This window comes from Rhodanobacter sp. Soil772, from assembly GCF_001428385.1.
GTDB lineage: Bacteria > Pseudomonadota > Gammaproteobacteria > Xanthomonadales > Rhodanobacteraceae > Rhodanobacter.
The window spans coordinates 1,015,591-1,038,201 of sequence record NZ_LMSK01000001.1; the positions used below are offsets into that span (position 1 = coordinate 1,015,591).

Annotated in this window: 22 protein-coding genes and 1 pseudogene; 10 read left to right on the forward strand and 13 right to left on the reverse strand. The window is 67.5% G+C overall.

The window, feature by feature from the left end; genetic code table 11:
- Positions 1 to 25 precede the first annotated feature (25 nt).
- The 4 genes from ASG75_RS04825 to prmB are packed head-to-tail and all read right to left on the reverse strand — an operon-like array spanning position 26 to position 3,681.
- Positions 26 to 1,018: a D-glycerate dehydrogenase gene (locus ASG75_RS04825; protein ID WP_056386212.1), complete on the reverse strand. Its 993-nt coding sequence runs from the start codon at positions 1,016 to 1,018 to the stop codon at positions 26 to 28.
- 31 nt (positions 1,019 to 1,049) lie between these two features.
- Complete coding sequence (aroC, locus tag ASG75_RS04830) at positions 1,050 to 2,138, reverse strand: chorismate synthase (protein ID WP_056386214.1); 1,089 nt, start codon at positions 2,136 to 2,138, stop codon at positions 1,050 to 1,052.
- Between the two features lie 34 nt (positions 2,139 to 2,172).
- Positions 2,173 to 2,718 (reverse strand): GNAT family protein, encoded by a 546-nt coding sequence (locus tag ASG75_RS04835; protein WP_056386216.1) that lies wholly within the window; start codon positions 2,716 to 2,718, stop codon positions 2,173 to 2,175.
- A gap of 3 nt (positions 2,719 to 2,721) precedes the next feature.
- Positions 2,722 to 3,681 (reverse strand): 50S ribosomal protein L3 N(5)-glutamine methyltransferase, encoded by a 960-nt coding sequence (prmB, locus tag ASG75_RS04840; RefSeq protein ID WP_056386217.1) that lies wholly within the window; start codon positions 3,679 to 3,681, stop codon positions 2,722 to 2,724.
- A gap of 39 nt (positions 3,682 to 3,720) precedes the next feature.
- Here prmB and asd point away from each other — a divergent pair, with 39 nt between their 5' ends.
- Together asd and ASG75_RS04850 are read left to right on the forward strand one after the other, a co-directional pair.
- A complete protein-coding gene (gene asd / locus ASG75_RS04845) occupies positions 3,721 to 4,560 on the forward strand; it encodes an archaetidylserine decarboxylase (protein ID WP_056386218.1) in 840 nt (279 codons plus the stop codon).
- Between the two features lie 145 nt (positions 4,561 to 4,705).
- On the forward strand, positions 4,706 to 5,143 hold the full coding sequence (locus ASG75_RS04850) for a hypothetical protein (RefSeq protein ID WP_056386220.1): 438 nt from the start codon (positions 4,706 to 4,708) through the stop codon (positions 5,141 to 5,143).
- 23 nt (positions 5,144 to 5,166) lie between these two features.
- On the opposite strand, the gene ASG75_RS04855 is transcribed toward ASG75_RS04850, so the two are convergent.
- A complete protein-coding gene (locus ASG75_RS04855) occupies positions 5,167 to 6,645 on the reverse strand; it encodes a transglycosylase SLT domain-containing protein (protein WP_056387034.1) in 1,479 nt (492 codons plus the stop codon).
- A gap of 127 nt (positions 6,646 to 6,772) precedes the next feature.
- On the opposite strand from ASG75_RS04855, the gene ASG75_RS04860 reads away from it, so the two are divergent.
- Genes ASG75_RS04860 through greB form a run of 3 tightly spaced genes read left to right on the forward strand, consistent with a single transcriptional unit; the run spans position 6,773 to position 10,029 of the window.
- On the forward strand, positions 6,773 to 8,269 hold the full coding sequence (locus ASG75_RS04860) for a helicase HerA-like domain-containing protein (RefSeq protein WP_056386222.1): 1,497 nt from the start codon (positions 6,773 to 6,775) through the stop codon (positions 8,267 to 8,269).
- Positions 8,270 to 8,281: 12 nt separating this feature from the next.
- Positions 8,282 to 9,532 carry a hypothetical protein gene (locus ASG75_RS04865; protein WP_056386223.1) on the forward strand — a complete coding sequence of 417 codons (1,251 nt, stop codon included), beginning with the start codon at positions 8,282 to 8,284 and terminating at the stop codon, positions 9,530 to 9,532.
- On the forward strand, positions 9,529 to 10,029 hold the full coding sequence (greB, locus tag ASG75_RS04870) for a transcription elongation factor GreB (protein ID WP_056386225.1): 501 nt from the start codon (positions 9,529 to 9,531) through the stop codon (positions 10,027 to 10,029). Before ASG75_RS04865 ends, greB begins: the two co-directional genes overlap by 4 nt.
- Positions 10,030 to 10,194: 165 nt before the next feature.
- Here greB and ASG75_RS04875 read toward each other — a convergent pair whose 3' ends face one another.
- Positions 10,195 to 12,519: a winged helix-turn-helix domain-containing protein gene (locus ASG75_RS04875; protein WP_162253088.1), complete on the reverse strand. Its 2,325-nt coding sequence runs from the start codon at positions 12,517 to 12,519 to the stop codon at positions 10,195 to 10,197.
- 221 nt (positions 12,520 to 12,740) lie between these two features.
- Here ASG75_RS04875 and ASG75_RS04880 point away from each other — a divergent pair, with 221 nt between their 5' ends.
- From ASG75_RS04880 to ASG75_RS04890, 3 genes and pseudogenes are all read left to right on the forward strand, one after another.
- The gene (locus ASG75_RS04880; RefSeq protein ID WP_082547491.1) at positions 12,741 to 14,033 is read left to right on the forward strand and encodes a hypothetical protein; all 1,293 of its coding nucleotides are present in this window, start codon (positions 12,741 to 12,743) and stop codon (positions 14,031 to 14,033) included.
- A 141-nt stretch (positions 14,034 to 14,174) separates the two neighbouring features.
- Positions 14,175 to 14,396: pseudogene (locus ASG75_RS04885) on the forward strand (GreA/GreB family elongation factor); the annotation flags it as partial.
- A gap of 182 nt (positions 14,397 to 14,578) precedes the next feature.
- Positions 14,579 to 15,010, forward strand: a complete 432-nt coding sequence (locus ASG75_RS04890) for a hypothetical protein (protein ID WP_056386229.1) — start codon at positions 14,579 to 14,581, stop codon at positions 15,008 to 15,010.
- Positions 15,011 to 15,078: 68 nt separating this feature from the next.
- On the opposite strand, the gene phnD is transcribed toward ASG75_RS04890, so the two are convergent.
- The 3 genes from phnD to rimO all read right to left on the reverse strand — a co-directional run bounded on the left by phnD (position 15,079) and on the right by rimO (position 18,366).
- Positions 15,079 to 16,071: a phosphate/phosphite/phosphonate ABC transporter substrate-binding protein gene (gene phnD, locus ASG75_RS04895; RefSeq protein ID WP_268793527.1), complete on the reverse strand. Its 993-nt coding sequence runs from the start codon at positions 16,069 to 16,071 to the stop codon at positions 15,079 to 15,081.
- Between the two features lie 132 nt (positions 16,072 to 16,203).
- Positions 16,204 to 17,007, reverse strand: a complete 804-nt coding sequence (locus tag ASG75_RS04900; RefSeq protein ID WP_056386232.1) for a DUF3025 domain-containing protein — start codon at positions 17,005 to 17,007, stop codon at positions 16,204 to 16,206.
- Positions 17,008 to 17,013: 6 nt separating this feature from the next.
- Positions 17,014 to 18,366: a 30S ribosomal protein S12 methylthiotransferase RimO gene (rimO, locus tag ASG75_RS04905; protein WP_056386233.1), complete on the reverse strand. Its 1,353-nt coding sequence runs from the start codon at positions 18,364 to 18,366 to the stop codon at positions 17,014 to 17,016.
- 105 nt (positions 18,367 to 18,471) lie between these two features.
- Here rimO and ASG75_RS04910 point away from each other — a divergent pair, with 105 nt between their 5' ends.
- The gene (locus ASG75_RS04910) at positions 18,472 to 19,140 is read left to right on the forward strand and encodes a dienelactone hydrolase family protein (RefSeq protein ID WP_056386235.1); all 669 of its coding nucleotides are present in this window, start codon (positions 18,472 to 18,474) and stop codon (positions 19,138 to 19,140) included.
- Positions 19,137 to 19,565, forward strand: a complete 429-nt coding sequence (locus ASG75_RS04915; RefSeq protein ID WP_056386238.1) for an HIT family protein — start codon at positions 19,137 to 19,139, stop codon at positions 19,563 to 19,565. Before ASG75_RS04910 ends, ASG75_RS04915 begins: the two co-directional genes overlap by 4 nt.
- 56 nt (positions 19,566 to 19,621) lie before the next feature.
- Here ASG75_RS04915 and ASG75_RS04920 read toward each other — a convergent pair whose 3' ends face one another.
- The 4 genes from ASG75_RS04920 to apbC form a co-directional block, all read right to left on the reverse strand.
- A complete protein-coding gene (locus tag ASG75_RS04920; RefSeq protein ID WP_056386239.1) occupies positions 19,622 to 20,122 on the reverse strand; it encodes a hypothetical protein in 501 nt (166 codons plus the stop codon).
- A gap of 96 nt (positions 20,123 to 20,218) precedes the next feature.
- Positions 20,219 to 20,785 carry a dCTP deaminase gene (dcd, locus tag ASG75_RS04925; RefSeq protein ID WP_056386241.1) on the reverse strand — a complete coding sequence of 189 codons (567 nt, stop codon included), beginning with the start codon at positions 20,783 to 20,785 and terminating at the stop codon, positions 20,219 to 20,221.
- Positions 20,786 to 20,879: 94 nt separating this feature from the next.
- Positions 20,880 to 21,425 (reverse strand): NADPH-dependent FMN reductase, encoded by a 546-nt coding sequence (locus tag ASG75_RS04930; protein WP_056386243.1) that lies wholly within the window; start codon positions 21,423 to 21,425, stop codon positions 20,880 to 20,882.
- Entirely contained in the window at positions 21,422 to 22,516 is a 1,095-nt protein-coding gene (gene apbC, locus ASG75_RS04935; protein WP_056386245.1) for an iron-sulfur cluster carrier protein ApbC, read from the reverse strand. Before apbC ends, ASG75_RS04930 begins: the two co-directional genes overlap by 4 nt.
- Between the last annotated feature and the right edge of the window lie 95 nt (positions 22,517 to 22,611).

Sequence of the window (22,611 nt, forward strand, 5' to 3'; positions counted from 1 at the left end):
CAGGGTGGGGAGGCCGTGCCGGTCGTCAGGCCAGCACGTTGGGATTGAGGATCGTGGGCGGCCGCCCGGCATGCGGGCCATGACCGAACAGCGCCAGCACATTGTCCACGGCCAGGGCAGTCATCGCGCGGCGCGTTTCGGTGCTGGCGCTGGCGATATGCGGGCTGAGCACGACGTTGTCCAGTTCGAGCAGGCCCGGATGCAGCGCCGGCTCGCCTTCGAACACATCCAGCCCGGCCGCGGCCAGCCGCCGCTCGCGCAGGGCCGCCGTCAACGCCTTGTCATCCACGATGCCGCCGCGGGCCACGTTTACCAGCACCGCGGTCGGTTTCATCAGCGCCAGTTCGGGTGCGCCGATGGCGTGCCGGGTCTGCGGCGTCAACGGCAGCACCAGCATCAGGAAATCGGATTCGCGCAGCAACTGCGCCTTGTCGACGAAGCGCGCGTTGCAGGCCCGCTCGGTCGCCTCGGGCAGCGGCGAGCGGTTGTGATACAGCACCGGCATGCCGAAGCCGACCGCGCGGTGCGCGATCGCCTGGCCGATCCGACCCATGCCGAGGATGCCCAGGGTGCGGCCGCGCACGTCGGTGCCCAGCCACGCCTTGAACTCGGTGGCCTTCCAGTGCCCGGCACGCAGCCAACGCTCGGCCGCATTCATGCGCCGCGCGGAGCCGAGCAGTAGCGCCCAGGCATAGTCGGCCACGCTTTCGTTGAGCACGTCGGCGGTGTTGGAGGCTGCGATGCCGGCGGCACTGAGTGCGTCCAGGTCGAGGTTGTCGTAGCCGACGCCGAGATTGGCGACGATGCGCAGCCGTGTCGCCTGGGCGATTTCCGCCGCGCCGATGCGGTCCTTCAGGCCCACGATCGCGGCATCCTGCGTCGCCAGCCTGGTCGCCAGCTCGGATGGACTGAACTTGCGCTCCTCCGGCTCGACCGTCACCTCGAAGTGCGGTTCGAGCCGGACGACGATGCCCGGAAAGGTGGGACGCGAGACCCAGACGCGGGGCTTGTCAGTCATCGGCACGGTTCCGCTTGCAGTAGTCGACTCATCAGGGAATGCGCGGCGCCACCGCACCCACGTCGCCGCACTGGGCGCGATGGCGCAGCGCGTGATCGATCAGCACCAGCGCCACCATCGCCTCGGCGATCGGGGTGGCGCGGATGCCGACGCAGGGATCGTGGCGGCCCTTGGTCACCACCTCGACCGGCTCSCCGGCCAGGTTCACGCTGTGGCCGGGGATCAGGATGCTGGAAGTGGGCTTCAACGCGATCGAGGCGATCACCGGCTGGCCGCTGCTGATGCCGCCGAGAATGCCGCCGGCGTGATTGGACGCAAAGCCGTCCAGGCTCATCTCGTCGCGATGCTCGCTGCCGCGCTGGGCGACGGCGGCGAAGCCGTCGCCGATCTCCACGCCCTTGACCGCGTTGATCGACATCAGCGCGCTGGCCAGGTCGCCGTCGAGCTTGCCGTAGATCGGTTCGCCCCAACCCGGTGGAACACCGTCGGCGACCACGTTGACGCGCGCGCCGACCGAGTCGCCGGACTTGCGCAGCGCGTTGATGTAGTTTTCCAGCGCCGGCACCTGGGCCGTATCGGGCCAGAAGAACGGGTTCTGTTCCACCGCGTCCCAGTCGAACGCATCCGGCACGACGTCGCCGATCTGCGCCAGGTAACCGCGCACGCGTACGCCGTGATGTTCGGCCAGCCACTTCTTCGCCACCACCGCGGCGGCCACGCGCATGGTGGTTTCGCGTGCCGAGGAACGCCCGCCGCCGCGCGGATCGCGGATGCCGTACTTCTGCCAGTAGGTGTAGTCGGCGTGGCCGGGGCGAAAGCTCGACGCGATGTCGCCGTAATCCTTGCTGCGCTGGTCGGTGTTGCGGATCAATAGCGCGATCGGCGTGCCGGTGGTCTTGCCTTCGTAGACGCCGGAGAGGATTTCCACCTCGTCGGCCTCGTGCCGCTGCGAGGTGTAGCGACTCTTGCCGGTGGCGCGGCGGTCGAGGTCGCTGCGGAATTCCTCCGCGCTGATTGCCAGCCCCGGCGGGCAGCCGTCGATCACGCAGCCGATCGCCGGCCCATGGCTTTCGCCGAAGGTGGTGACGGTGAACAGTTTGCCGAAAGAATTGCTGGACACGGGGTTTGGACGTCCATTAGGTGATCGGGGCAGCTTACCCGCGATGGCGTTCGGTTGCCTGCCATTCGCGCGCCAGCAGGGCAAAGATCACGTCGTCAACCCACTCGCCTCGCAGCCACAGGCTCTCGCGGTGATGCGCCTCCTGGCGCATGCCGAGCCCGCGCAGCAGCGCCATGCAGGCCAGGTTGCGCGGGTCGACCGAGGCGTGAACGCGATGCCGGGCGCACGGGCCGAACACCTGGTCGAACACGGCGCGCACCGCCTCGCCGGCATAACCACGGCCCTGCCCGGCTGGTGCGATGCTGATGCCGAACTCGACCGATGCCCCGGCATCCTCCGGCAGGTTCAGGCCGAGATCGCCGATCAGCCGGCCGTCTTCACGCAGGCGGATCGCGCGCTGGAACCAGCCGTGCGCGGGCCTCAGCGGCTGCGCGGCGATGAACTCGCGCGCGGCGGCGACATCGGCCGGGCGCCAGCCCTGGTAGCGGGCCACCGCGGGATCGGCGCGACAGGCGAACAGGGCCTCGGCATCGGCCGGGCGCAACGCGTCGATCTGCAATCGCGCCGTGACCAGCTCCATCGTTCAGCCCGGGCGGCGTGCGGCGGCCGCCGTGCGGATCGCCGCCGCGTGCTCGACCAGGTCGCGCCGTTCCAGCGCGAACACGCCCATCGGGCCGACCTTGAATTCGATCCATATGAAGGGGACTTGCGGCAGCAACGCGGCCAGCGCGTGCTCGCTCTCGCCCACCTCGACGATCAGTAGGCCGTCGTCGGTGAGGTAGCCGGCCGCCTCGTCCAGCATGCGCAGGCACAGGTCCAGCCCATCCACGCCGGAGGTCAGGCCGAGCTTCGGCTCGTGCGCGTACTCGCCCGGTAGCGCGGCGTATTCGTCCTCGGTGACGTACGGCGGGTTGGAGACGATCAGGTCGTACTCACGCCCGGCCACGCCGGCGAACAGGTCGGACTGGATCGCCTCGACGCGGCTCTCGACGTGCTGGAACGCGATGTTCTCGCGCGCCAGCGACAGCGCCTCGCCACTGACGTCGACGATGTCGACCTGCCAGTCCGGGTTGTACTCGGCCATCGCGATGCCGATGCAGCCCGAGCCGGTGCACAGGTCCAGCGCGCGCTCGATGCGGCGCTCGTCCAGCCACGGCGCGAAGCCCGATTCGATCAGCTCGGCGATCGGCGAACGCGGCACCAGCGCACGGCGGTCGCTCTTGAACTTCAGCCCGGCGAACCAGGTTTCGCCGACCAGGTAGGCCACCGGCAGGCGTTCGCTGACGCGGCGCTCGATCAGCGCCAGCACGTTCGTGCGCTCGGTCGTGGTGAGCCTGCCGGCTCCGTACGCCGGCGGAATGTCCGGCGGCAGGTGCAGACTGGCCAGCACCAGATGAGTGGCTTCGTCGATCGGGTTGTCGTGGCTGTGGCCGAAAGTGAGCCCGGCCGCCGAGAAGCGGCTGGCGCCATAACGGATGAAGTCGATGATGGTGGCAAGCTCGGCGGTCACGGCGATCCAGGGTGCGGCGGATTGGCCGGACATTATAAGGCCTGCAGCGGCGCCACCCCGTATACTGGGCGGATGACTTTCAACGTATTCCTCCAATACATCCTGCCGCACCGCGCCTTGTCGCGAGTGGTCTACTGGGCTACGCGCTGGACCTTCGCGCCGTGGAAGAACTGGCTGATCTCTACCATCGTGCGCAACTACGGCGTGAACATGGCCGAAGCGGCGCAGTCCGATCCGCTGGCCTACCAGCATTTCAATGCGTTCTTCACGCGCAAGCTGCGACCAGACGCGCGCCGCGCGGATGCCGATCCGACCACCCTGCTCTCGCCGGCCGACGGCCGCATCAGCCAGGCCGGCACGATCGTCGACGGGCGCATCTTCCAGGCGAAGGGTCAGGAATACACCGCCGCCGAACTGCTCGGCGGCGACGAGGCCGCCGCCGTGCCGTACCGCAACGGCCGCTTCGTCACCGTGTACCTGTCGCCGCGCGACTACCACCGCGTGCACATGCCGCTGAAAGGCACGCTGAAGGAAACCGTGCACGTGCCCGGGCGCATCTTCAGCGTGGCGCCGTTCGCGGTCGCGGCGATCCCGCGACTGTTCGCACGCAACGAGCGACTGGTCTGCCACTTCGAGGGCGAACACGGCCCGTTCGTGGTGGTGATGGTGGGCGCGATTCTGGTGTCGTCGGTGGCCACGGTGTGGGACGGCCTGGTGATCCCGCCGTACGCGTCATCGATCCGGCGCAAGTCGTTCGCCGACCAGAACATCACGCTGGAACGCTTCGCCGAGATGGCGCGCTTCAACATGGGTTCCACCGTGATCCTGCTGCTGCCCGAGGGGGCGGCCGAACTGGACGCCCTGCAGCCGCAACAGGCCGTGCAGGTGGGCCAGCGGCTTGGGCGCGGCTGAGAGCCAGTACTTCCACGCACCCTGAAACCTGACGCGGCAGGTCATTTTGTGACGCCCTAGGCGCTATTCGGCTGATGGCTTCGCTACGCTCGTGGCTTCGCCGCGCGTCTTGCGCGCCGTCGAATTCCAGCGCCGAGGGGATCTCATGCAAATACTGACGCCACTCCTTGTGATGGTGCGCGCGCGCCAGCTTGGCCGCCAATTCCGCGACATCGAACGCAGCGTGCGGGCCTTGCCCAAGCGTAGCCGCGAGCGCCTGAGCACGCTGACCCTGCGCGAGATCGGACAAGCCTCGCGCAGCGATTTCCCGCACCTGTACGGCACCGCGCCGGAAGCGCGCTACCTGCCCTGGGGCCAGGGCACCGAGGCAGGTTACGAGCGCGCCTGTTCGAACAACGCCGAAGTGGCGCTGCGCGGCATCGCGCTATGGCTGGCCGTGGCCTACCACGAAACCAAGAACTCCCCGCACGCCAGCCTGCAGCCGCAACACCGCCAGCTGATGCAGCTGCTGCGCGAACTGAAGGAAGTGCACGGCGGCGGCGGTACCGCCAACAGCTGGGTGCAGGAAAGCGCGGTCGCCTGAAGCCCGGCGACCGCCATGGCCGCTCAGCGGCAGACCGGCAGTTTCAACGTCTGCCCGATGCTGATGTGGTGGTGCTTCAACCCGTTCATCTCGGCGACTTCCTGCACGCTGGAGCAATGCAGCTTGCGCACGATGCTGATCAACGTATCGCCACGGCGCACCTTGTAGCGGCTGGTTCCCCTCGCTGCCGGTGCCTGCACCGTCGGCGCCTGCACCACCGGCACCACCGCGCGATGCAGGTCGGCGGCGAGAATCGGCCACGGGCCATCGACGCAGCGCGCTGCGTAGGCCTGCTCCAGCAGCTTCGGCAACTGCAGCTGCGCGCCTGCCGGCTGGGTCACCTGCGGGTCCAGCCGTGGGTTGAGGTTGCGCAGGGTGCGGAACCAGCCATCCCGCATGCCGCCGGCCGAACCCAGGCATACGGTCAGCTCCGACAGCGAGACCGGCCGTTTCAGGGTGACCGTGCCGGGCGCGCCGTCGATCTTCGGGAAACGCAGGTTGTAACTGTCCGGATGCTGGAACAACCACGCCGCAGCAAGCACCGCCGGCACGTAATCACGGGTTTCCTGCGACAGCTGGTTGTAGATGCGCGGATCGTAGAAGCTCACCGAGGTGTCGTCGCCGACCGTGCGGCGCATGCGCCCTTCGCCGCCGTTATAGGCGCCGAGCGTGATTTCGAGGTTGTTGTTGAAGATCCGCAGCTGCTCGTTGATGTACTCGGCATTCGCCCGCGCCGATGCCGCGGGATCGAAGCGCAGGTCGAAACCGTTGTCGCTGACCAGGCCGAAGCGCATGCCGGTGGCGTACATGAACTGCAGCGGCCCCGACGCGCCCGAGCGCGAAACGGCGTGCACCTTGCCGCCGGATTCCTTCGCCATGATGCCGAACAGCAGCGCCTCAGGCAGGTCCGCCTTTTCGTACTGCGGCCACATCTGGTAGCGCAGGTACTGGTAATTGACCCAGGCGTCCATCAGCTGCGGGCGCCATTGGGTCAGCCACATCTCCAGCGCTGCCTTCACCGGCCCGTTCATCGCGATCAGCTGCGACAGCTTCTGCCCGTGCAGCAGGGTCACGCTGCGCTGCGCCTGCGGCAGGCTGGCCGCGCCGGTGGTGCCGGCGGCAAGCGCGGCCTGCGACAGGTCGACATCGCTACCCAGGTTCTGCCCGTCGTCGAAATCGCCATCCTTCAGGCGCAGCAGGCGATCGAACACCGAGAAGAATCGCTGCGGATCGCAGCCGGGTGTCGTGCCACAGTGCGCCGAGGCTTCCTTCAGGCGGTCCAGCGACTGGGTCAGGGTGAGCTGCGAAGCCTGCTGGTTGCCTTCGCGCGACTGCTGCAGGGCGGTCTCGTAGCCCTTGCTGGCCAGGTCGAGCTGGCCGTACAGCGCATCCACCCGGGTCGAAGGTTTGCCGCCGCCGGCACTGACACAGGCACCGAGCAGGCCGATCGCCACGGCAAACGGCACCAGGCGCATGGAACGAATCACCGAGCACGACGACATCACGAACTTCACCCGCGGAAAACGTCCACCATAGCGGGCGCAGGGCCTCGACTCAACGCGCCACATCACGCCACGACAGCCTCGCCGTCTTGGCTACAATCGCTCGACCAGCAACGGACGGAACGCCATGACTGAGATCCTGATCGGCCGCAACGACAGCACCAGCGTCAACCTCGACCCGCATTACGGCAACCGCCACGGCATGATCGCCGGCGCCACCGGCACCGGCAAATCCGTTTCGCTGATGGTGCTGGCCGAAGGTTTCTCGCGGCTGGGCGTGCCGTGCTTCCTGGCCGACGCCAAGGGCGACCTGGCCGGCCTCGCGCTGGCCGCGGGCGAACCGGGCGACAAGCTCAAGGCGCGCCTGGCCAAGCTCAAGCTCGCCGACTGGAAGGCACAGGCCAACCCGGTGGTGTTCTGGGACATCTACGGCAAGCTCGGTCACCCGGTGCGCGCCACCATCAGCGAAATGGGCCCCACCCTGCTCGGCCGCGTGCTGGAGTTGAACGACACCCAGGAAGGCGTACTGGAAGTGGTGTTCAAGGCGGCCGACGACCAGGGCTGGCTGTTGCTCGACCTGGCCGACCTGCGCGCCCTGCTCACTTATGCCGCCGAGAACGCCAAGGCCATCTCGACCCAGTACGGGCTGATCAGCACGCAAAGCATCGCCGCGATCCAGCGCGCGATCCTGAAACTCGAAGGTGACGGCGCCGATCAGTTCTTCGGCGAGCCGGCGCTGGAACTGGCCGACCTGATGCGCCAGGACATGAGCGGGCGCGGCATCATCAACGTGCTCGCCGCCGACCAGCTGATCATGAAGCCGCGGCTGTACTCCACCTTCCTGCTGTGGTTGCTGTCGGAACTGTTCGAGCAGTTGCCGGAAGTGGGCGACCTCGACCAGCCGAAGATGGTGTTCTTCTTCGACGAGGCGCACCTGCTGTTCGACGACGCCTCGCCGGCGCTGCAGCAGCGGGTCGAACAGGTGGTGCGGCTGATTCGCTCCAAGGGTGTCGGCGTGTACTTCTGTTCGCAGAACCCCGACGACGTGCCCGGCGTGATCCTGGGCCAGCTCGGCAACCGCATCCAGCACGCGCTGCGCGCGTTCACCCCGCGCGACCAGAAAGCGGTCAAGGCGGCGGCGGAAACCTTCGTGGCGAACCCGAAGCTCGACGTCACCGAGGCAATCACCAAGCTTGCCGTGGGCGAGGCGCTGGCTTCCACCCTGGCCAACGGCGGCGTGCCGACGCCGGTGGAACAGGTCCTGGTGACGACACCGTGCTGCCGCATCGGCGCGATCACCGACGCCGAACGCTCCACCATCCGCCAGCGCTCGCCGGTCGGCGGCAAGTACGACACCACCGTCAATCGCGAATCGGCCGCCGAGATGCTGGCCAAACGCGCCAGCGACAAGGCCGCCGATGCGGCCACCGTGGCCGCCGACGCGCCCGCCAAAGATGCTGAGGCGGGCTGGGGTGGCGCTGTGCACGACGCGCTGTTCGGCACCAAGCGCCGCCAGGGCATGATCGAGACGATGGGCAAGCAGATGGTACGCACGGCGGGCAGCCAGCTCGGCCGGCAGATCCTGCGTGGCGTGCTGGGCGGCATCTTCGGCGGCAAGCGCTGAGCGCGCGACGGCATGCCTCGCGTTGAAATCGTCGCTGCCGACACGCCGTTTGGGGAACGCCTGAGAACAGGCCTCGGTTACCCGTTGCGTGGCGCGGCGCTGCCCACCTGCGTGGTCATCGCCTTGCTGCACTACGTCGGCTTGTTGCCCTCGTACATCGGTGCCCTGGCCAGTGCGCTGGTGTGGGCCGCCACCTGGCGTTACGCCGCCGACTGCCTGCTGCATACCGCCCATGGCTACGCCGATCCGCCCGATGTCGGCAGCGATGGCAACGACGCCAGCGGTTGGGGGCTGACCGCGATCCACCTGCTGCTCGTCGCGCTTTGCGTGATCGCCATCGTGTTCTTTCCGCGCCTGCTGTGGCCGGTGCTGATCGTGTCTGCACTGGCGCTGCCGGCGATCGACATGTCGCTGGCGTTCGACGGCAACCTTGCGCTGGCACTCAACCCGTTCAATTGGAAGCGCGTGATCGGCAGCTTCGGCGCGGCCTACCTGATCCCCGTGGCGATCAACCTGCTGCTGGGTGCGCTGATCGTGCTGGCCTCGATCAGCACCGCGCTGCTGCCCAGGCTGTTGGCGTTGCCGCTGTTTGCCTTCGCCTATACCTACCTGATCGTGCTTGCCTTCCATCTGATGGGCGCGATGATCCACCAGCGCCACGAGCGTTTCGGCATCGAGCTGGAGGCCGAGAAACTCGTCGCAGCCTCCAACCAGGATGCCGACAGCCGCCTGCTCGAGGAGGCGCGCCGGCTTGCCACCGACGACCCGGTGGCGGCACTGCGGCAGCTGGCCGCCCGCCTGCAGGACCGCACTGCGCCGACGTCCGTGCACCAGCTGTATCGCGAGCTGCTGCATCGGCAAGGCTTGCGCGACGACCTGCTGGTGCACGGCCAGATCTGGATCGCCGCGCTGATCGCCCAGGGCGAACCGCGCCGGGCGCTCGGCGTGCTGCAGGAATGCGGCGGCATCGACAGCGGGTTCGTTCCGGACGATCCGCGCACCTGTGGCGAACTGGCCGACCTGGCCGCACGGCTGGGCATGAGCCGGCTCACGATCCAGCTGTGCCGCGGCTATCTCGCGCACTGGCCGCGCGATCCGCAGGCGCCGCACTACGGCCTGCTGGCCGCACGCCAGCTCGCCGCACACGCCGACCAGCACGCCGAGGCGACGGCCTTGCTGGATCGGCTCGCGGCCGCCTGGCCCGACCACCCGCTGCGCGCCGAAATCGACGCGCAGCGGCGACAGCTGGCCAGCCTCGCGTGAGTCGCTGGCGTCCGCCCTCGCCCAGTTCCACCGCGATCATCACCCGCGAGGGTTTCGAGCGACTGAAGGCCGAACTCGACCACCTCTGGCACGTGCTGCGTCCGGAGGTGGTGAAGGCGCTCGCCGCGGCGGCGGCCGAAGGCGACCGCTCGGAAAACGCCGAGTACACCTACCGCAAGAAGCAGCTCGGCGAGATCGACCGGCGCGCGCGTTACCTCAGCAAGCGGATTCCCTCGCTGAAGGTGGCCGAAGGCGCACCGGGCGACCGCAGCATGGTGTTCTTCGGCGCCCGCATCGAACTGGAAAACGCCGACACCGGCGAGATCCACCGTTACCGCATCGTCGGCCCCGACGAGACCGACGCGAAACGCGGCTGGATCAGCATCGATTCGCCACTGGCCCGCGCCGTCTTGAAGCGGCGCGTCGACGACGAATTCCTGGCCGAACTGCCGGGCGGCCCTGCGGAGTTTGCGCTGCTCGCGGTGGATTACGACTAGCGCGCTGCGGGGGCGAACGCCGTCGCGCTGGAACCGATCGTTCGGACGTCCGTGCCTTCTGCTACTCGAGCAGGCGCTGGCTTCCCACTCCGGCCCGGCCGTGGCCATGGGGCTGGAGAAAGAAACCGTGTCCCGAAGTGCGCAAGGCGCTGGTTGATCAGGCCGTCAATGCAGGCTGGCGTATTCGCGCCGGGCCTGTACCAGCACGGGAATATCGGGATCGGCGTTCTTCCACAGCATGAAGAAATCCCGATAGGCAGCTCGTGCCCGCACGGGATTTCCCTGCATGGCGTAGACGCGTGCCAGTTGCAATCGTGCCAGCGCGCCGATCGGGTCGGTTACCACCACCCCCGGATGCGCAAGCACCTTGCGGAACTCCGCCGCGGCCTCCACGGCGCGGTGCGACGCCAGTTGCGCTTCTCCGCGCAGGTACACCGTGTAGAGCGCGCCAAATGACCCATGCATGCTGCTGCGAGGCGTACCCAGATCGTACGGCGCGGCCATCTGCAGGATATCGATGGCCCGCTCCGGCGCATGCTCATTCAAGGCAAGCCGTGCGCGCAGCGCCGGCAGATAGCTGAAGTTGACCGAGGTGTCCTGCGGAAACCGCGACACCAGATCGTCCGCCAGTTTGCCGGCCTGCGCGGAATCGCCGGCAAGTGCCAGCGCGAATGCCGCGCCGAATTCGACATGGCGGTCGTCCGAGAGCGTCAGCGCCGTCTCGGCTTGGCGCCGCGCCTCAGCCGCATGACCGTACAGCCCTTCGCGCAATGCCGCACCCGCCGCAAACAGGGCCGCCTGTTCCTGCTGTGAAGACTGCAACGACAATGCTCCGGCCTGGACCGACGCAGCGCGCGCGTCCTGCAACTTCCCCACGTATGCCAAGGCGAGCGACCGGTGATAGGCGATGCCGCCTTGCACTTCGCCATCGTCCAGTGCGGCCGCCACCTGGCGCTGCATGCCGTCGCTGTCAGAGCGCAGGAAAGCAAGGTCGTAACGCTGCAACGCGAAGTCGGGCGTGGCCAATTTACGCGCGGCGGCCGAATCCAGCGTTCTTCCCGCGGCGCCCGGATCGCCCTGGTACTGCTGGGCGTAAGCGAGGATCTGATAGCCGATGACGAAATCGGGATCGAGGCCAAGCGCCATGCGCGCCTGCTCGACGGCTGCGCGGTAGTTGCCCTGCACCGGAAGCACGATGCCTGCGAGAAAGGCATGCGGCCCCGCTGCGCGCGGGTAGGTGCTCGCCCAGGATTCGCAAACCGCCTGCGCGGCCTGCAGGTTGCCGGTCACCTGGAGCTGGTACGACGCATCGATGAAGAACTTCTCCGCATCGCTGGCGCGCCCGCGCAATCGCCACGCCCGCTCGGTGCTTTGTGCGGCGAGCACGAAATCGCCCAGGTCGCCATACATGCGCCCCAGCATCGCGTGGGCCATGGCGAACTGCGGATCGATCTCGACCGCGCGCCTGAACAAGGGCAGCGCCGCCGCGGAACCGGCCGCAGCGTGCACGCGCGATGCGGTGCTGTAGGCCTTCAACGCGTCCAGTGACGTCGTGGTCGCTTCCGCCAGGGGCACGTTGTGCCGGGCGATCGTGGGCAGCGACTCCCCTACGCGGTGGCGAAACCTGGCGGCCATTTCGTCCAGCGCCTGCAGTACGTCTTCGCGCCTGCCCGCCTGCGCCTGTTCCTCGTCGAGCACATCGCCGCTGCGGCAGTCGCGCGCGCGCAACCCCAGCACGTACTGGCTGCCGAGTTTGGCAATCGAGCCATCCAGCACCAGCGCGCTGTCGGTGCGCTCGCAGATTTCGCGGGCAAGCTCGGGGGTGAGCGAGGCGCCGGCCGGACGCCCCATCTGCTGTAGCGTCTGCTGGATTCGATCCTGCGAAATCAGGCTCAACAGCGGCGACTGCTGCAACTGCACCGCAAGCCCCTGCCGCAGCGTGTCATCGAACACCGGGTCGCCCGTGGCATTGACGAAATCGGCAACCAGCACGGGATCTTCCGCGCGCAGCATCGACGCCGACCGACCCGACAGGAAATACATCGCGCCGGCCGCCAGCGCGAGTATGCCGCCGGCCACCAGCCATATCGCTGGTGATCCCAACCGTCGTCTGCGGGTCGCTGGCGTCGGCGCGACGGCAACGTCTTCCGCGACCTCGCGCGCGATCACCCGCACCGGCGCCGCAAAGCGATAGCCGCGGCCGGGCAACGTCACGATGTAGCGCTGCTCCCCGCGCGTGTCGCCGAGCACCTTGCGCAGCATGAAGACGCTCTGGCTGAGATTGGCTTCCTCGACCACGGTCGTCGGCCAGACCGTCCGCATCAATTCGTCCTTGGAAACCACTTCGCGGCTGCGCCGAACCAGCACCAACAGCACTTCCAGCACCTTGGGCGTCACCGCCACGGCACGGCCATCGCGCAACAGCAGTTGCTGATCGGGATCGATCCGGAACGGCCCGAACTCGTAGAGGGTTTTCGGTGCGGTTTCCATGCGGACTCCACGCGGACGGCGCTCGTCGCCGGCACCCTTGATCATCGCCGGCGCCAATGTAGCACCGCCCCGCCATGGCGGGGTCTTGAAGAAATTTGAGCAGATTTGAACTGGCTCCAAGGACTTTTGAAGCTGCCACCGACCAACCTCGCAGCACGTCCGGCCGAGTGGCCGGTCCGCCGCACGCTGTCGGCGTGAACAGCGACCACGGGAGAAAACCCATGCAACGCATACATTCGCTCTCTCTACGGCGCCGCCTGCTCGTCATGGCGATGGCCTTCGGCGCTTTCGGAGCGGCGGCGCAGGCCGCTCCGAGCCCACCGACACCTCATTACACCATCACGGACCTGGGCACCCTGGGCGGAACCTTCAGCCTCGCCTACGGGATCAACAGCCGCGGTCAGATCTCCGGCTTCTCCACCTTGGCGGGCGACACGGTCGAGCACTCGTTCGTGCGGAAATCCAGCCGAATGATCGACCTCGGCGCACTGGGCGGCCCGCACAGCCAGTCCCTGGCAGGCATCAACGAACTCGGCATGGCGACCGGCGCAGCCGAACTGGACACACCCGATCCCAGCGGCGAGGATTTCTGCGGCTTCGGGACCCACCTGATCTGCCGGGGCTTCGTCTGGCGCGACGGCCTCATGCTGCCGCTGGATACCCTGGGCGGCCACAACAGCGCCGCCGCCATGGTGAACAATTTCGGCGTAGTCGCCGGGTACGCCGAGACCGCCGTGCCGGACGCGGCCTGCCCGCCACCGCAGGTCCTGCACTATCGCCCGGCGGTATGGGCAGGAACGAAGGCGCTCACGCTTCCCCTGTACCAGGGAGACACCGAAGGCGCGGCGTTCTGGCTCAACGATCTGGGTGAGAGCGTGGGCGCATCCGGCGTGTGTGCGACCTTCGACGCGCGCTACTCGATGCCATTCCGGCCCGACCACGCGCTGTTGTGGCGGCTCGGGCGGGCTATCGACCTCGGCAATCTGGGCGGAAAGTTCAACAACGCGGCCTTTGGCATCAACGAACACTCCGAAGTCGTAGGTGCGTCCGAGCTGGCGGGCGATACGCCGACCAGCGGCTTCCAGCATGCCTTTCTGTGGCGCCGCGGCGTGATGACCGATCTGGGTACGCTGCCTGGCGACCAGCAAAGCGCTGCGATCGGTATCAACAACTACGCCCAGGCGACCGGCGTTTCGGTGGACGCCCAAGGCGACACCACCGGCTTCCTCTGGCAGCACGGCAGGATGTACAACCTCAACGACCTGATCCCGGCCGATTCCGGCATGTACATCCTGGATGGCTTCGGGATCAACGACCACGGACAGGTCGTGGGGCTTGCCGTGCAACTGGTCACCGGCGAGGTGCACGGCTTCCTGGCGAACCTCGATAACGGCGGCAGTACAGCCGTCCAGGTCCGTGCGCACCAGGCAAAACCCATGTTGTCGGCGCAAGCCCGTCGGCAGATCGGGGTTTGGGTGCACGCCAAGCGTATCGGCGTGCGTCTGGCAAAGTGACGCGGATTCGCACCGGGCCATGCTCGGTGAGCGCGAGCGGCCTGCTTTCCATATCTCGCTGGATGCAAGTCGCGTAGCCCAGCCATCATTCTGCCCCGTACCGCGCAGCGATCGGGGCAGAATCCGAGCGATGTCGACATGGTGTTCTTCGGCGCCCGCATCGAGCTGGAGAACGTGGACACCGGCGAGATCCACCACTACCGCATCGTCGGCCCCGACGAGACCGACGCGAAACGCGGCTGGATCAGCATCGATTCGCCACTGGCCCGCGCCGTCTTGAAGAGGCGCGTCGACGACGAGTTCCTGGCCGAACTACCGGGCGGCCCTGCGGAGTTTGCGCTGCTCGCGGTGGATTACGACTAGGCCACCCGCAGCCCGCACGCACGCCGTTGCGCCGGCATTGCCGGCGGCATCCGGCAGGTGTAGCGTGCACCGGAATTCCCTCCACTCCGAACGATATTCCGCCCCACTGGAACGCGTTGCCGGCGCTTTCCGGTCGCCCTTGGGCCGGCATGACGGGCACGAAAGTGCCATGAGAGGGTTTTATGTACCGTGTACTCAGCAAATGCGTGCTGCTCGGCTTCGTGCTGGCCGCGCCCGCCGCGATGGCGCAGAACCGGACGCCGACGCAGGAACCCGGCCACGCGATGATCTCGCTCTATCGGGTCGCTCCCGGCAAGCAGGCCGATTTCCTCAAATGGATGGCCGCGCGGGATACCATCGATCAGCAGCTCGGCCTGCCGCGGGCGCAGTGGTACGCGCACCTGGACGGCGACTCTTGGGACTACATCGCCATCGCACCCGACCTGACCGACGCGCAGCAGAAGAAGGTGGACGCCGCCGCGCACGCCAAGGGCCTCGCCACGGGACCGAAGGCGTCGATCGAGTTCCGCGAATTCATCGCGTCGCACACCGACACGCTGAGCTCCGGGCCGATGACGGCCAGCGAGTTGTCGTCCATGGTGGGCAATCCCTGAACGATGCCTGCGGGGCGGACGGCAGTGGCCTCCGCCCCGCACTTCGGCTCCCTGCGCGCCCTGGCAACCTAGTGCGGCTGCAGCTGCCGCACGGCGCGCCGATGGTCGCCCTCGATCTGTTCCAGCCGGGCCTGTCGCGCCTGCGGCGTGACCCACTGGCCGTGCTCGGCCTGCTGCCGCAGCAGCGTGTACTGCATGTCCACGAAGGGTTCCAGCACGTAATTGTCCTCCGGCGCGAACCCGCCGAGGTCGGGGATGCGGGCCAGCTTCGCTCGCTCGCGCGCACCGTTTTCGCCGTGAGCCTTGCCGTAGCCGAGCAGGAACGCGGTCAGCTTCCGGCGCAGCGATGCGGGCATGCCGTCGCGGATCACCAGCACCCCGGAAGGAATCAGCGACGAGCGCCAGATCACCCGGAGCTGCTCCGCTTCGCGCGGAAAGTTGCGACGGAACAGGTCCATATCCGGATTGTTGCTGCTGGCCACGTCCGCGTCGCGGTTGACCACTGCCAGCAGGTTGCTCTGATGGTCGCCCACCCGCACGCTGCCGAAGAACGTGTCGGAATTGAGGCCGTGCGGTGCGAATACATAGGCCTCCGGCGCAATGTAACCGGTGACCGACAGAAGCTCGCTGCGGGCATAACGCCAACCGCTGCCGGGCGTCAGCAGGTCGTCGAGATGGCGGATGGTGCTGTCGCCGCGCACCACCAGCATGGCCACGTTGCCCCTGGCGCCGTCGCTGCGCACGAACTGGGCGAATACCTGCATGTGCTGGTGCGTCACCGCCTCGACCGCCAGCTTGCCGGAGAGGAAGGCGATGTCCACCCGCTGCGCGTCGATCGCATTGGAAAGACTGGCGTAGCTGCCCACCGATACCGTGGCCACCGGGCGCCCCAGTCGCTTCTGCAGGTCGTCCAGCAGCGGGCGCCACTGCTCCAGCGATTCGGCCGCACTGCCGATCGGCAGGATGCCGAAGCGGACTGGCGTTGCCTGGCCGGACCCTTTGCTTTCCGCCACCGCACTGCCGGCGCACAGCAATGCCGCCGACAGCCCCGCGGCGATCACCGCCAGGCAACGATTGCGATGTCCATGGCGCCACCGAGACCTTGCGATGTCCAATGCCCGTACCCCCTGACCTGCGCCGATGTCACGTATATAGTCGTGATCGCCGGTCGGGGCAAGGTCCGGCCTGTCCGCTCAGAAAGCCGGGGATGGCGGCGGGTATTCACGCCCGGCGCGGCGTGGCTGGTAGCAGACGGCACGGCGGTGAAAGGCCTCGTCGGCGTTGTCGGGATGCCAGCCTGGAATGCCCGACAACGGCAACGGGCGCAGTTCCAGTGGATCGAGCAGCACGCGGCCTGCATTGATCGCGGCGGCACAGCGCGCCGGCAGGTCGGCACCGCCGCCTGTCTGGAACACCAGCGCCTTGCCCACCAGCAGCTTGCCCGGATTCAGCGCCAACTCCAGCAGGGCATGGCCAAACAGTTCCAACTGGATCGAGCCGTCCAGCCACGCCTGCCGCCGACGCCAGAACAGCCCATGCCAGTCGTGCGCATCCCACAGCGCCAGCAGCGCGGGGTCGCGTATGCCGACGATCACGCCGGCCTCGTCGAAGTGGGTCAGTGCGTACTGCGCGCGCGAACGCAGCTTCGGCCCCATGTGGGCAATCTCGTCCATCTGGCGCCGGTTCAGCGCCTGCTTCAACGCCGGATGGCGCAGCCATGCCAGCGCATTCAGCAGGTCGTGCCAGTTGTCTGCGCGGGTGGCGATCTGGCCGCAGTCGGCAATGCGCTGCTCGTAGTGCCGGCCATCGGCCAGCAGGGCCGGCGTCTGCGCCACGAAGCGCTGGGTCATGCCTGCGGGCAGGCGGCGGTTGAGCTCGTCGATCGACGGCCACGCCGTGCCTTCGAGCAGGTCGGCGTACTCGCGCCACGCCGCCAGCGGCGGCCGGCCGAACACCATCGGGTCGACCGTACCGCGGGCCGGCGCGACGTAGCGCATGGACGCCTACACCACCTTGAGCTGCGGATGGGCCAGCCGCGCGTGCAGGTCGTGCTCGCTGGCGGATTCGACCACCACCTCGACGAACTGGCCCGGCTTCAGCGACTGGCCGTCGGCGATCAGCACGCTGCCGTCGATCTCCGGCGCATCGGCGGCCGAACGCGCCACCGCGCCGTCGGCACCGGCCTCGTCGACCAGCACCTTGATCGTGCGGCCGATCTTGCGCTGCAGTTTCGCGGCGGAGATTTCCGCCTGCACCGCCATGAACTGTTCGAGGCGGTCTTCCTTCAGCTCCTCGGAGACCGGATCGGGCAGCTCGTTCGCCTTGGCGCCGTCCACCGGCGAATAGGCAAACGCGCCGACGCGATCGAGCTCGGCCTCGCGCAGGAAATCCAGCAGTTCCTCGAACTCCGCATCGGTCTCGCCGGGGAAGCCGACGATGAAGGTGCTGCGGATGGTCAGGTCCGGCACTTGAGCACGCCAGTTCTGGATGCGCTCCAGCGTCTTGTCGATGTTGCCCGGCCGCTTCATCAGCTTGAGGATGCGCGGGCTGGCGTGCTGGAACGGGATGTCGAGGTACGGCAGCAGCTTGGGCATGCCGTTGTGGGTCTGGGCCATCAGCGGCATCACCTCGTCCACGTGCGGGTACGGGTAGACGTAGTGCAACCGCGTCCACACGCCGAGTTCGGACAGGCCTTCGCACAGCTCGGTCATGCGCGTGCGGTACGCCTTGCCACGCCACTCGCGTTCGGCATATTTCAGGTCGACGCCGTAGGCACTGGTGTCCTGCGAGATCACCAGCAGCTCCTTTACGCCACCCTTGACCAGCTTCTCGGCCTCGACCAGCACCTCGTCGACCGGGCGCGACACCAGGTTGCCGCGCATCGACGGGATGATGCAGAAGCTGCAGCGATGATTGCAGCCTTCGGAAATCTTCAGGTAGGCGTAGTGCTTCGGAGTCAGCTTCACGCCCGTGTCCGGCACGATGTCCAGGAAACGGTTGCGCTGCGGCGGCAGCGCGGCGTGCACCGCACTCATCACGCTGGCGTAGTCCTGCGGGCCGCTGATCGACAGCACGTCCGGATACGCCTCGCGGATCAGCGCCTCGCGCTTGCCCAAGCAGCCGGTGACGATCACCTTGCCGTTCTCGTGCAGCGCGGTGCCGATCGAGTCCAGCGATTCCTGCACCGCCGCGTCGATGAAGCCGCAGGTGTTCACCACCACGGCATCGGCCGCGCCGTAGCTGGGCACGATCTCGTAGCCCTCGACCTTGAGCTGGGTGAGGATACGCTCGGAGTCGACCAGCGCCTTGGGGCAGCCGAGGCTGACGAAGCCGATCTTGTGTGCGGTCTGGGACATGGGGGGCGCTGCCGGGAACCTGCGAAGTAACCGCCGATTATACGGCAGTGCGGCCCGGCCACCGGCACGGCTAGACTTCACGCCATCCCCTCGCCGGAGCCAGCCATGGGCCAGCACATCAACATTCCCACCACCCGCACCCAGTGCATCGGCGGCTACCTTGCCCAGCCGCAGGGCAAGCCGAAGGGCGGCATCGTGGTGATCCAGGAAATCTTCGGCGTCACCGCGCACATCCGCCACGTGGCCGACCGCTTCGCCGAATACGGCTATACCGCGATCGCGCCGGCGTTCTTCGATCACCTGGAAAGCGGCGTGGAACTGGGTTACGACCAGGTCGGTGCCAACAAGGGCAAGCAGCTGATCGCCGAGCTGGGACTGGAGCGCGCGCTCGAGGACGTCGCCAGCGCCGCCGAATCGATCGCCTCGGCCGGAAAGATCGGTACCGTCGGTTACTGCTGGGGCGGCACGGTGGCCTTGCTTGCCGCGCTGCGCCTGGGCCTGCCCTCGGTGAGTTATTACGGCGCGCGCAACCTGCCGTTCCTGCACGAGACGCCGCAGGCGCCGGTGATGTTCCACTTCGGCGAGAAGGACCACAGCATCACGCCGGAGATGGTAGCGAAGCATCGCGAGGCGCTGCCGCAGATGGAAGTTTTCACCTACCCGGCCGACCACGCCTTCAACCGCGACGGCAGCGCCCCCTACGACGAAGCCAGCGCGAAGCTGGCGCTGCAGCGCACGCTGGCCTTCTTCGACCATCACCTGGCCGGCGCATGAGCGAGGCCGGCTTCGCGCTCGATCCCCGACTCGCGGCGGATACCCGCCCGGTCGCTTCGCTGCCGCTGTGCGACGTATTGCTGATGAACGATGCGCGCTACCCGTGGCTGATCCTGGTGCCGCGTCGCGCCGGCCTGGTCGAGATCGCCGACCTGCGCGACGACGAACAGGCCGCGCTGTGGCAGGAGGTGAATCGCGCCGCCGCCGCCCTGCGCGCCGTCGCCCCCTGCGACAAACTCAACCTCGGCGCACTGGGCAACATCGTGCGCCAGCTGCACGTACATGTGGTCGCGCGGGTCGAAGGCGATCCAGCGTGGCCGGGGCCGGTGTGGGGGAACGGCCAGGCCGTGGCCCGTGGCGACAACGAGGCAAGGGTCCTGACCGCAGCGCTGCAACGACAACTGGCCAACCCGGAGCGCACCTGACACCAAAAGGGCCCACGAATTTCTTCGCGGGCCCTTCGATGAACAGCACTCTGCCGTTAGTGCTGCTGCTGTGTCGGATCGCCGTAAGTGCTGTCGGCCGCGGACTTGCCTTTCTGCTCGTCGTTCATCTGCACCGGCGCGTGGTAATCCTCCAGCCTGCGGGCCTTGGTGGCTACCGGGTTGATCTTCTTCAGCGTGCCGCCGTCGTCGTAGTACACGGTGAAGCCATAGTCGAGCTGCATGCGCGCCATGTACTGCAGGTGCTGCTTGCGCACCTTCGAGTCATCGCTGCGCTCCAGCAGCACAGTCTTCGGCAGCTTGCCCTGATCCTTCAGATAGGCGAAATGGCTGCCGGTATCCAGCGCGGACAACACGGCGCCATCCACCAGGAACTGGCCGCTCTTGTAGGCCTTGACGACGGTGTCGAACTGGCCTTGCGCCTGGGCGGCACTGACTTCGTCCTTGGTATTGCCGCGATGGCAGCCGGCCAGCACCAGCAGGCTGCCCAACATGGCAGCCGCGGCTGCGCGGGTCAGCAGGGTCGGTAAACGGATCATCTGTGTCTCCTGGAAAACATGTCGGTGCACTCGGCGGAGTGTAACGCCCGGCCGTGATCGTGAGCAGCCCGGGATGCCACCCGTTCAGGGGGCCGATCAGGTGCGCGGCAAAGTCACGCCCTGCTGGCCCTGGTACTTGCCGCCGCGGTCCTTGTAGCTGGTTTCGCATTCCTCGTCGGATTCGAGGAACAGCATCTGCGCCACGCCTTCGTTGGCGTAGATTTTTGCGGGCAGCGGCGTGGTGTTGGAGAACTCCAGCGTCACGTGGCCCTCCCACTCCGGCTCCAGCGGCGTCACGTTGACGATGATGCCGCAGCGCGCGTAAGTACTCTTGCCGAGGCAGATGGTGAGCACCTTGCGCGGGATGCGGAAGTACTCGACCGTGCGCGCCAGCGCGAACGAATTCGGCGGGATGATGCACACGTCCGCCTCCACGTCGACGAAGCTGGTCGGGTCGAACGACTTCGGATCGACGATGGTGGAGTTGATGTTGGTGAAGATCTTGAACTCGCGCGCGCAACGCACGTCGTAGCCGTAGCTGGAGGTGCCGTAGGAAATCAGCTTGGTGTCGTCGCGCAGCTTGACCTGGCCGGGTTCGAACGGCTCGATCATGCCGTGGCTTTCGGCCATGCGGCGAATCCACTTGTCGGGTTTGATGCTCACGCGGACTCCGGTCGGTAGCGATATCGCCCAGTCGGGCCAGGCGCAAAACAGCAAAAATACATGGTCGGGGCGCCGCCGCGCCAGCCGGGCGGTTTCACGCCACCGGCAAAGCCTCGAGCAAAACGTCCAGCGCAGTGCGCAATTCCGCACAACGTTCCGCGCTGGCCAGCACCTGCGCGGCGCTGCAACCGGCCCCCGGCAACGCCACCAGCACGGGCTGTGGTGCCAGCAACTGCGCGGACATGGTGACCAGTATTTCGGCCAGCGCCTCCTGCGCATGGTACGAACCGCGCGCGGCCGTGTTCAGCAGCAGCACCGGCTTGCCCGGAAATTCCAGGCTGCCGACCAGCCAGTCGAGCAGGTTCTTGAACGCGCCGGGCACGCCATGCGCATACTCGGGACAGGCAATCAGCAAGGCATCCGCGCGACCGACGGCTTCGCGCAAGGCCAATACCGACGCGGGCACGGCCGCCGTCTCATCGTCGGGATTGAACAGCGGCAAGGCGCCGAGTCCTTCGTACAATTCGAGGTCGATCGTCGACGGTGCAAGTTGCCTCGCGGCCTGCAGCGCCGCCGTATTCGAGGACACCCGGCGCAGGCTGCCGGACAGGCACAGCACGCGCCGTGCCGGCGCCGTCATGCGGCGGGCGCGCCCTGCACCACGATCTTGCCCAGCCCCAGCGACTTGTTGCGCGGCTGCCGCGACAGCCGGCCGGCCGCGTTGCGGGCAATCTCGCGATAGCGCGCGGCGAGGTCGGAATCCGGCATCGCCGCCACCGTGGGATTGCCGCCGTCGGCCTGCTCGCGGATACGGATATCCAGCGGCAGCGAACCCAGGTACGGCACGCCGTACTGCGTCGACATCCGCTCGCCGCCGCCCTCGCCGAAGATGTGTTCCTCGTGGCCGCAGTTCGAGCAGATGTGGGTGGCCATGTTCTCCACCACGCCGAGCACCGGCACCCCAACCTTCTCGAACATCTTCAGCGCCTTGCGCGCATCCAGCAGGGCGATGTCCTGCGGCGTGGTGACGATTACCGCGCCGGCCACCGGCACTTTCTGCGACAGCGTGAGCTGGATGTCGCCGGTGCCCGGCGGCAGGTCGACGATCAGGTAATCGAGCTGTTCCCAGCGCGTGTCGGTCAGCAGTTGCATCATCGCCTGGGTGACCATCGGGCCGCGCCAGATCATCGGCGTGTCCTCTTCCACCAGGAAGCCGATCGACATCACCGGCATGCCGTGCGCCTGCATCGGGATGATGCTCTTGCCGTCCGGCGAGGCCGGCTTGCCGTGCACGCCCAGCATGGTCGGCTGGCTGGGACCGTAGATGTCCGCGTCCATCACGCCGACTTTCGCGCCTTCGGCCTGCAACGCCAGCGCCAGGTTCGCCGACACCGTGGACTTGCCCACGCCGCCCTTGCCCGACGCCACCACGATGATGTTTTTCACGTTCGGCAACGGACCCAGCGTGCCCTGCACCTTGTGCACGTGGATGCGGCTGGTGATCGACACGGCCGCCGACGCGATCGCCGGATCGGCTTCCAGCGCCTGGCGCACGCGTGCGGTGAGATCGTCGATCGCACTGGCGGCCGGATAGCCCAGTTGCAGGTCCACCGACACCTTCGCGCCGTCCACGCCGATCGCGCGCACGGCCTCGCCCATCGGCGCGCCGGTATGGGTGTCGATGAGGTCGCCAAGGATCTGGCGGACCAGGGCTTCATTCGCCTGTGTCATGTCATCTCGGGTATGTGCGGGGACGCCTATTATGCCAGCCCGCCGAAGCCGGCCCGCTGACCTGGATCAGCGGCGAGGATGGCGCAATGCAGCTT

Excerpts from the sequence above, each read along its gene's own strand:
- ASG75_RS04825 (WP_056386212.1), bottom strand. The coding sequence starts at position 1,018 with ATGACTGACAAGCCCCGCGTCTGGGTCTCGCGTCCCACCTTTCCGGGC.
- ASG75_RS04835 (WP_056386216.1), bottom strand. The coding sequence starts at position 2,718 with ATGGAGCTGGTCACGGCGCGATTGCAGATCGACGCGTTGCGCCCGGCC.
- prmB (WP_056386217.1), bottom strand. The coding sequence starts at position 3,681 with ATGTCCGGCCAATCCGCCGCACCCTGGATCGCCGTGACCGCCGAGCTT.
- asd (WP_056386218.1), top strand. The coding sequence starts at position 3,721 with ATGACTTTCAACGTATTCCTCCAATACATCCTGCCGCACCGCGCCTTG.
- ASG75_RS04850 (WP_056386220.1), top strand. The coding sequence starts at position 4,706 with ATGCAAATACTGACGCCACTCCTTGTGATGGTGCGCGCGCGCCAGCTT.
- ASG75_RS04855 (WP_056387034.1), bottom strand. The coding sequence starts at position 6,645 with ATGTCGTCGTGCTCGGTGATTCGTTCCATGCGCCTGGTGCCGTTTGCC.
- ASG75_RS04860 (WP_056386222.1), top strand. The coding sequence starts at position 6,773 with ATGACTGAGATCCTGATCGGCCGCAACGACAGCACCAGCGTCAACCTC.
- ASG75_RS04865 (WP_056386223.1), top strand. The coding sequence starts at position 8,282 with ATGCCTCGCGTTGAAATCGTCGCTGCCGACACGCCGTTTGGGGAACGC.
- ASG75_RS04875 (WP_162253088.1), bottom strand. The coding sequence starts at position 12,519 with ATGGAAACCGCACCGAAAACCCTCTACGAGTTCGGGCCGTTCCGGATC.
- ASG75_RS04880 (WP_082547491.1), top strand. The coding sequence starts at position 12,741 with ATGCAACGCATACATTCGCTCTCTCTACGGCGCCGCCTGCTCGTCATG.
- ASG75_RS04890 (WP_056386229.1), top strand. The coding sequence starts at position 14,579 with ATGTACCGTGTACTCAGCAAATGCGTGCTGCTCGGCTTCGTGCTGGCC.
- ASG75_RS04900 (WP_056386232.1), bottom strand. The coding sequence starts at position 17,007 with ATGCGCTACGTCGCGCCGGCCCGCGGTACGGTCGACCCGATGGTGTTC.
- rimO (WP_056386233.1), bottom strand. The coding sequence starts at position 18,366 with ATGTCCCAGACCGCACACAAGATCGGCTTCGTCAGCCTCGGCTGCCCC.
- ASG75_RS04910 (WP_056386235.1), top strand. The coding sequence starts at position 18,472 with ATGGGCCAGCACATCAACATTCCCACCACCCGCACCCAGTGCATCGGC.
- ASG75_RS04915 (WP_056386238.1), top strand. The coding sequence starts at position 19,137 with ATGAGCGAGGCCGGCTTCGCGCTCGATCCCCGACTCGCGGCGGATACC.
- ASG75_RS04920 (WP_056386239.1), bottom strand. The coding sequence starts at position 20,122 with ATGATCCGTTTACCGACCCTGCTGACCCGCGCAGCCGCGGCTGCCATG.
- ASG75_RS04930 (WP_056386243.1), bottom strand. The coding sequence starts at position 21,425 with ATGACGGCGCCGGCACGGCGCGTGCTGTGCCTGTCCGGCAGCCTGCGC.
- apbC (WP_056386245.1), bottom strand. The coding sequence starts at position 22,516 with ATGACACAGGCGAATGAAGCCCTGGTCCGCCAGATCCTTGGCGACCTC.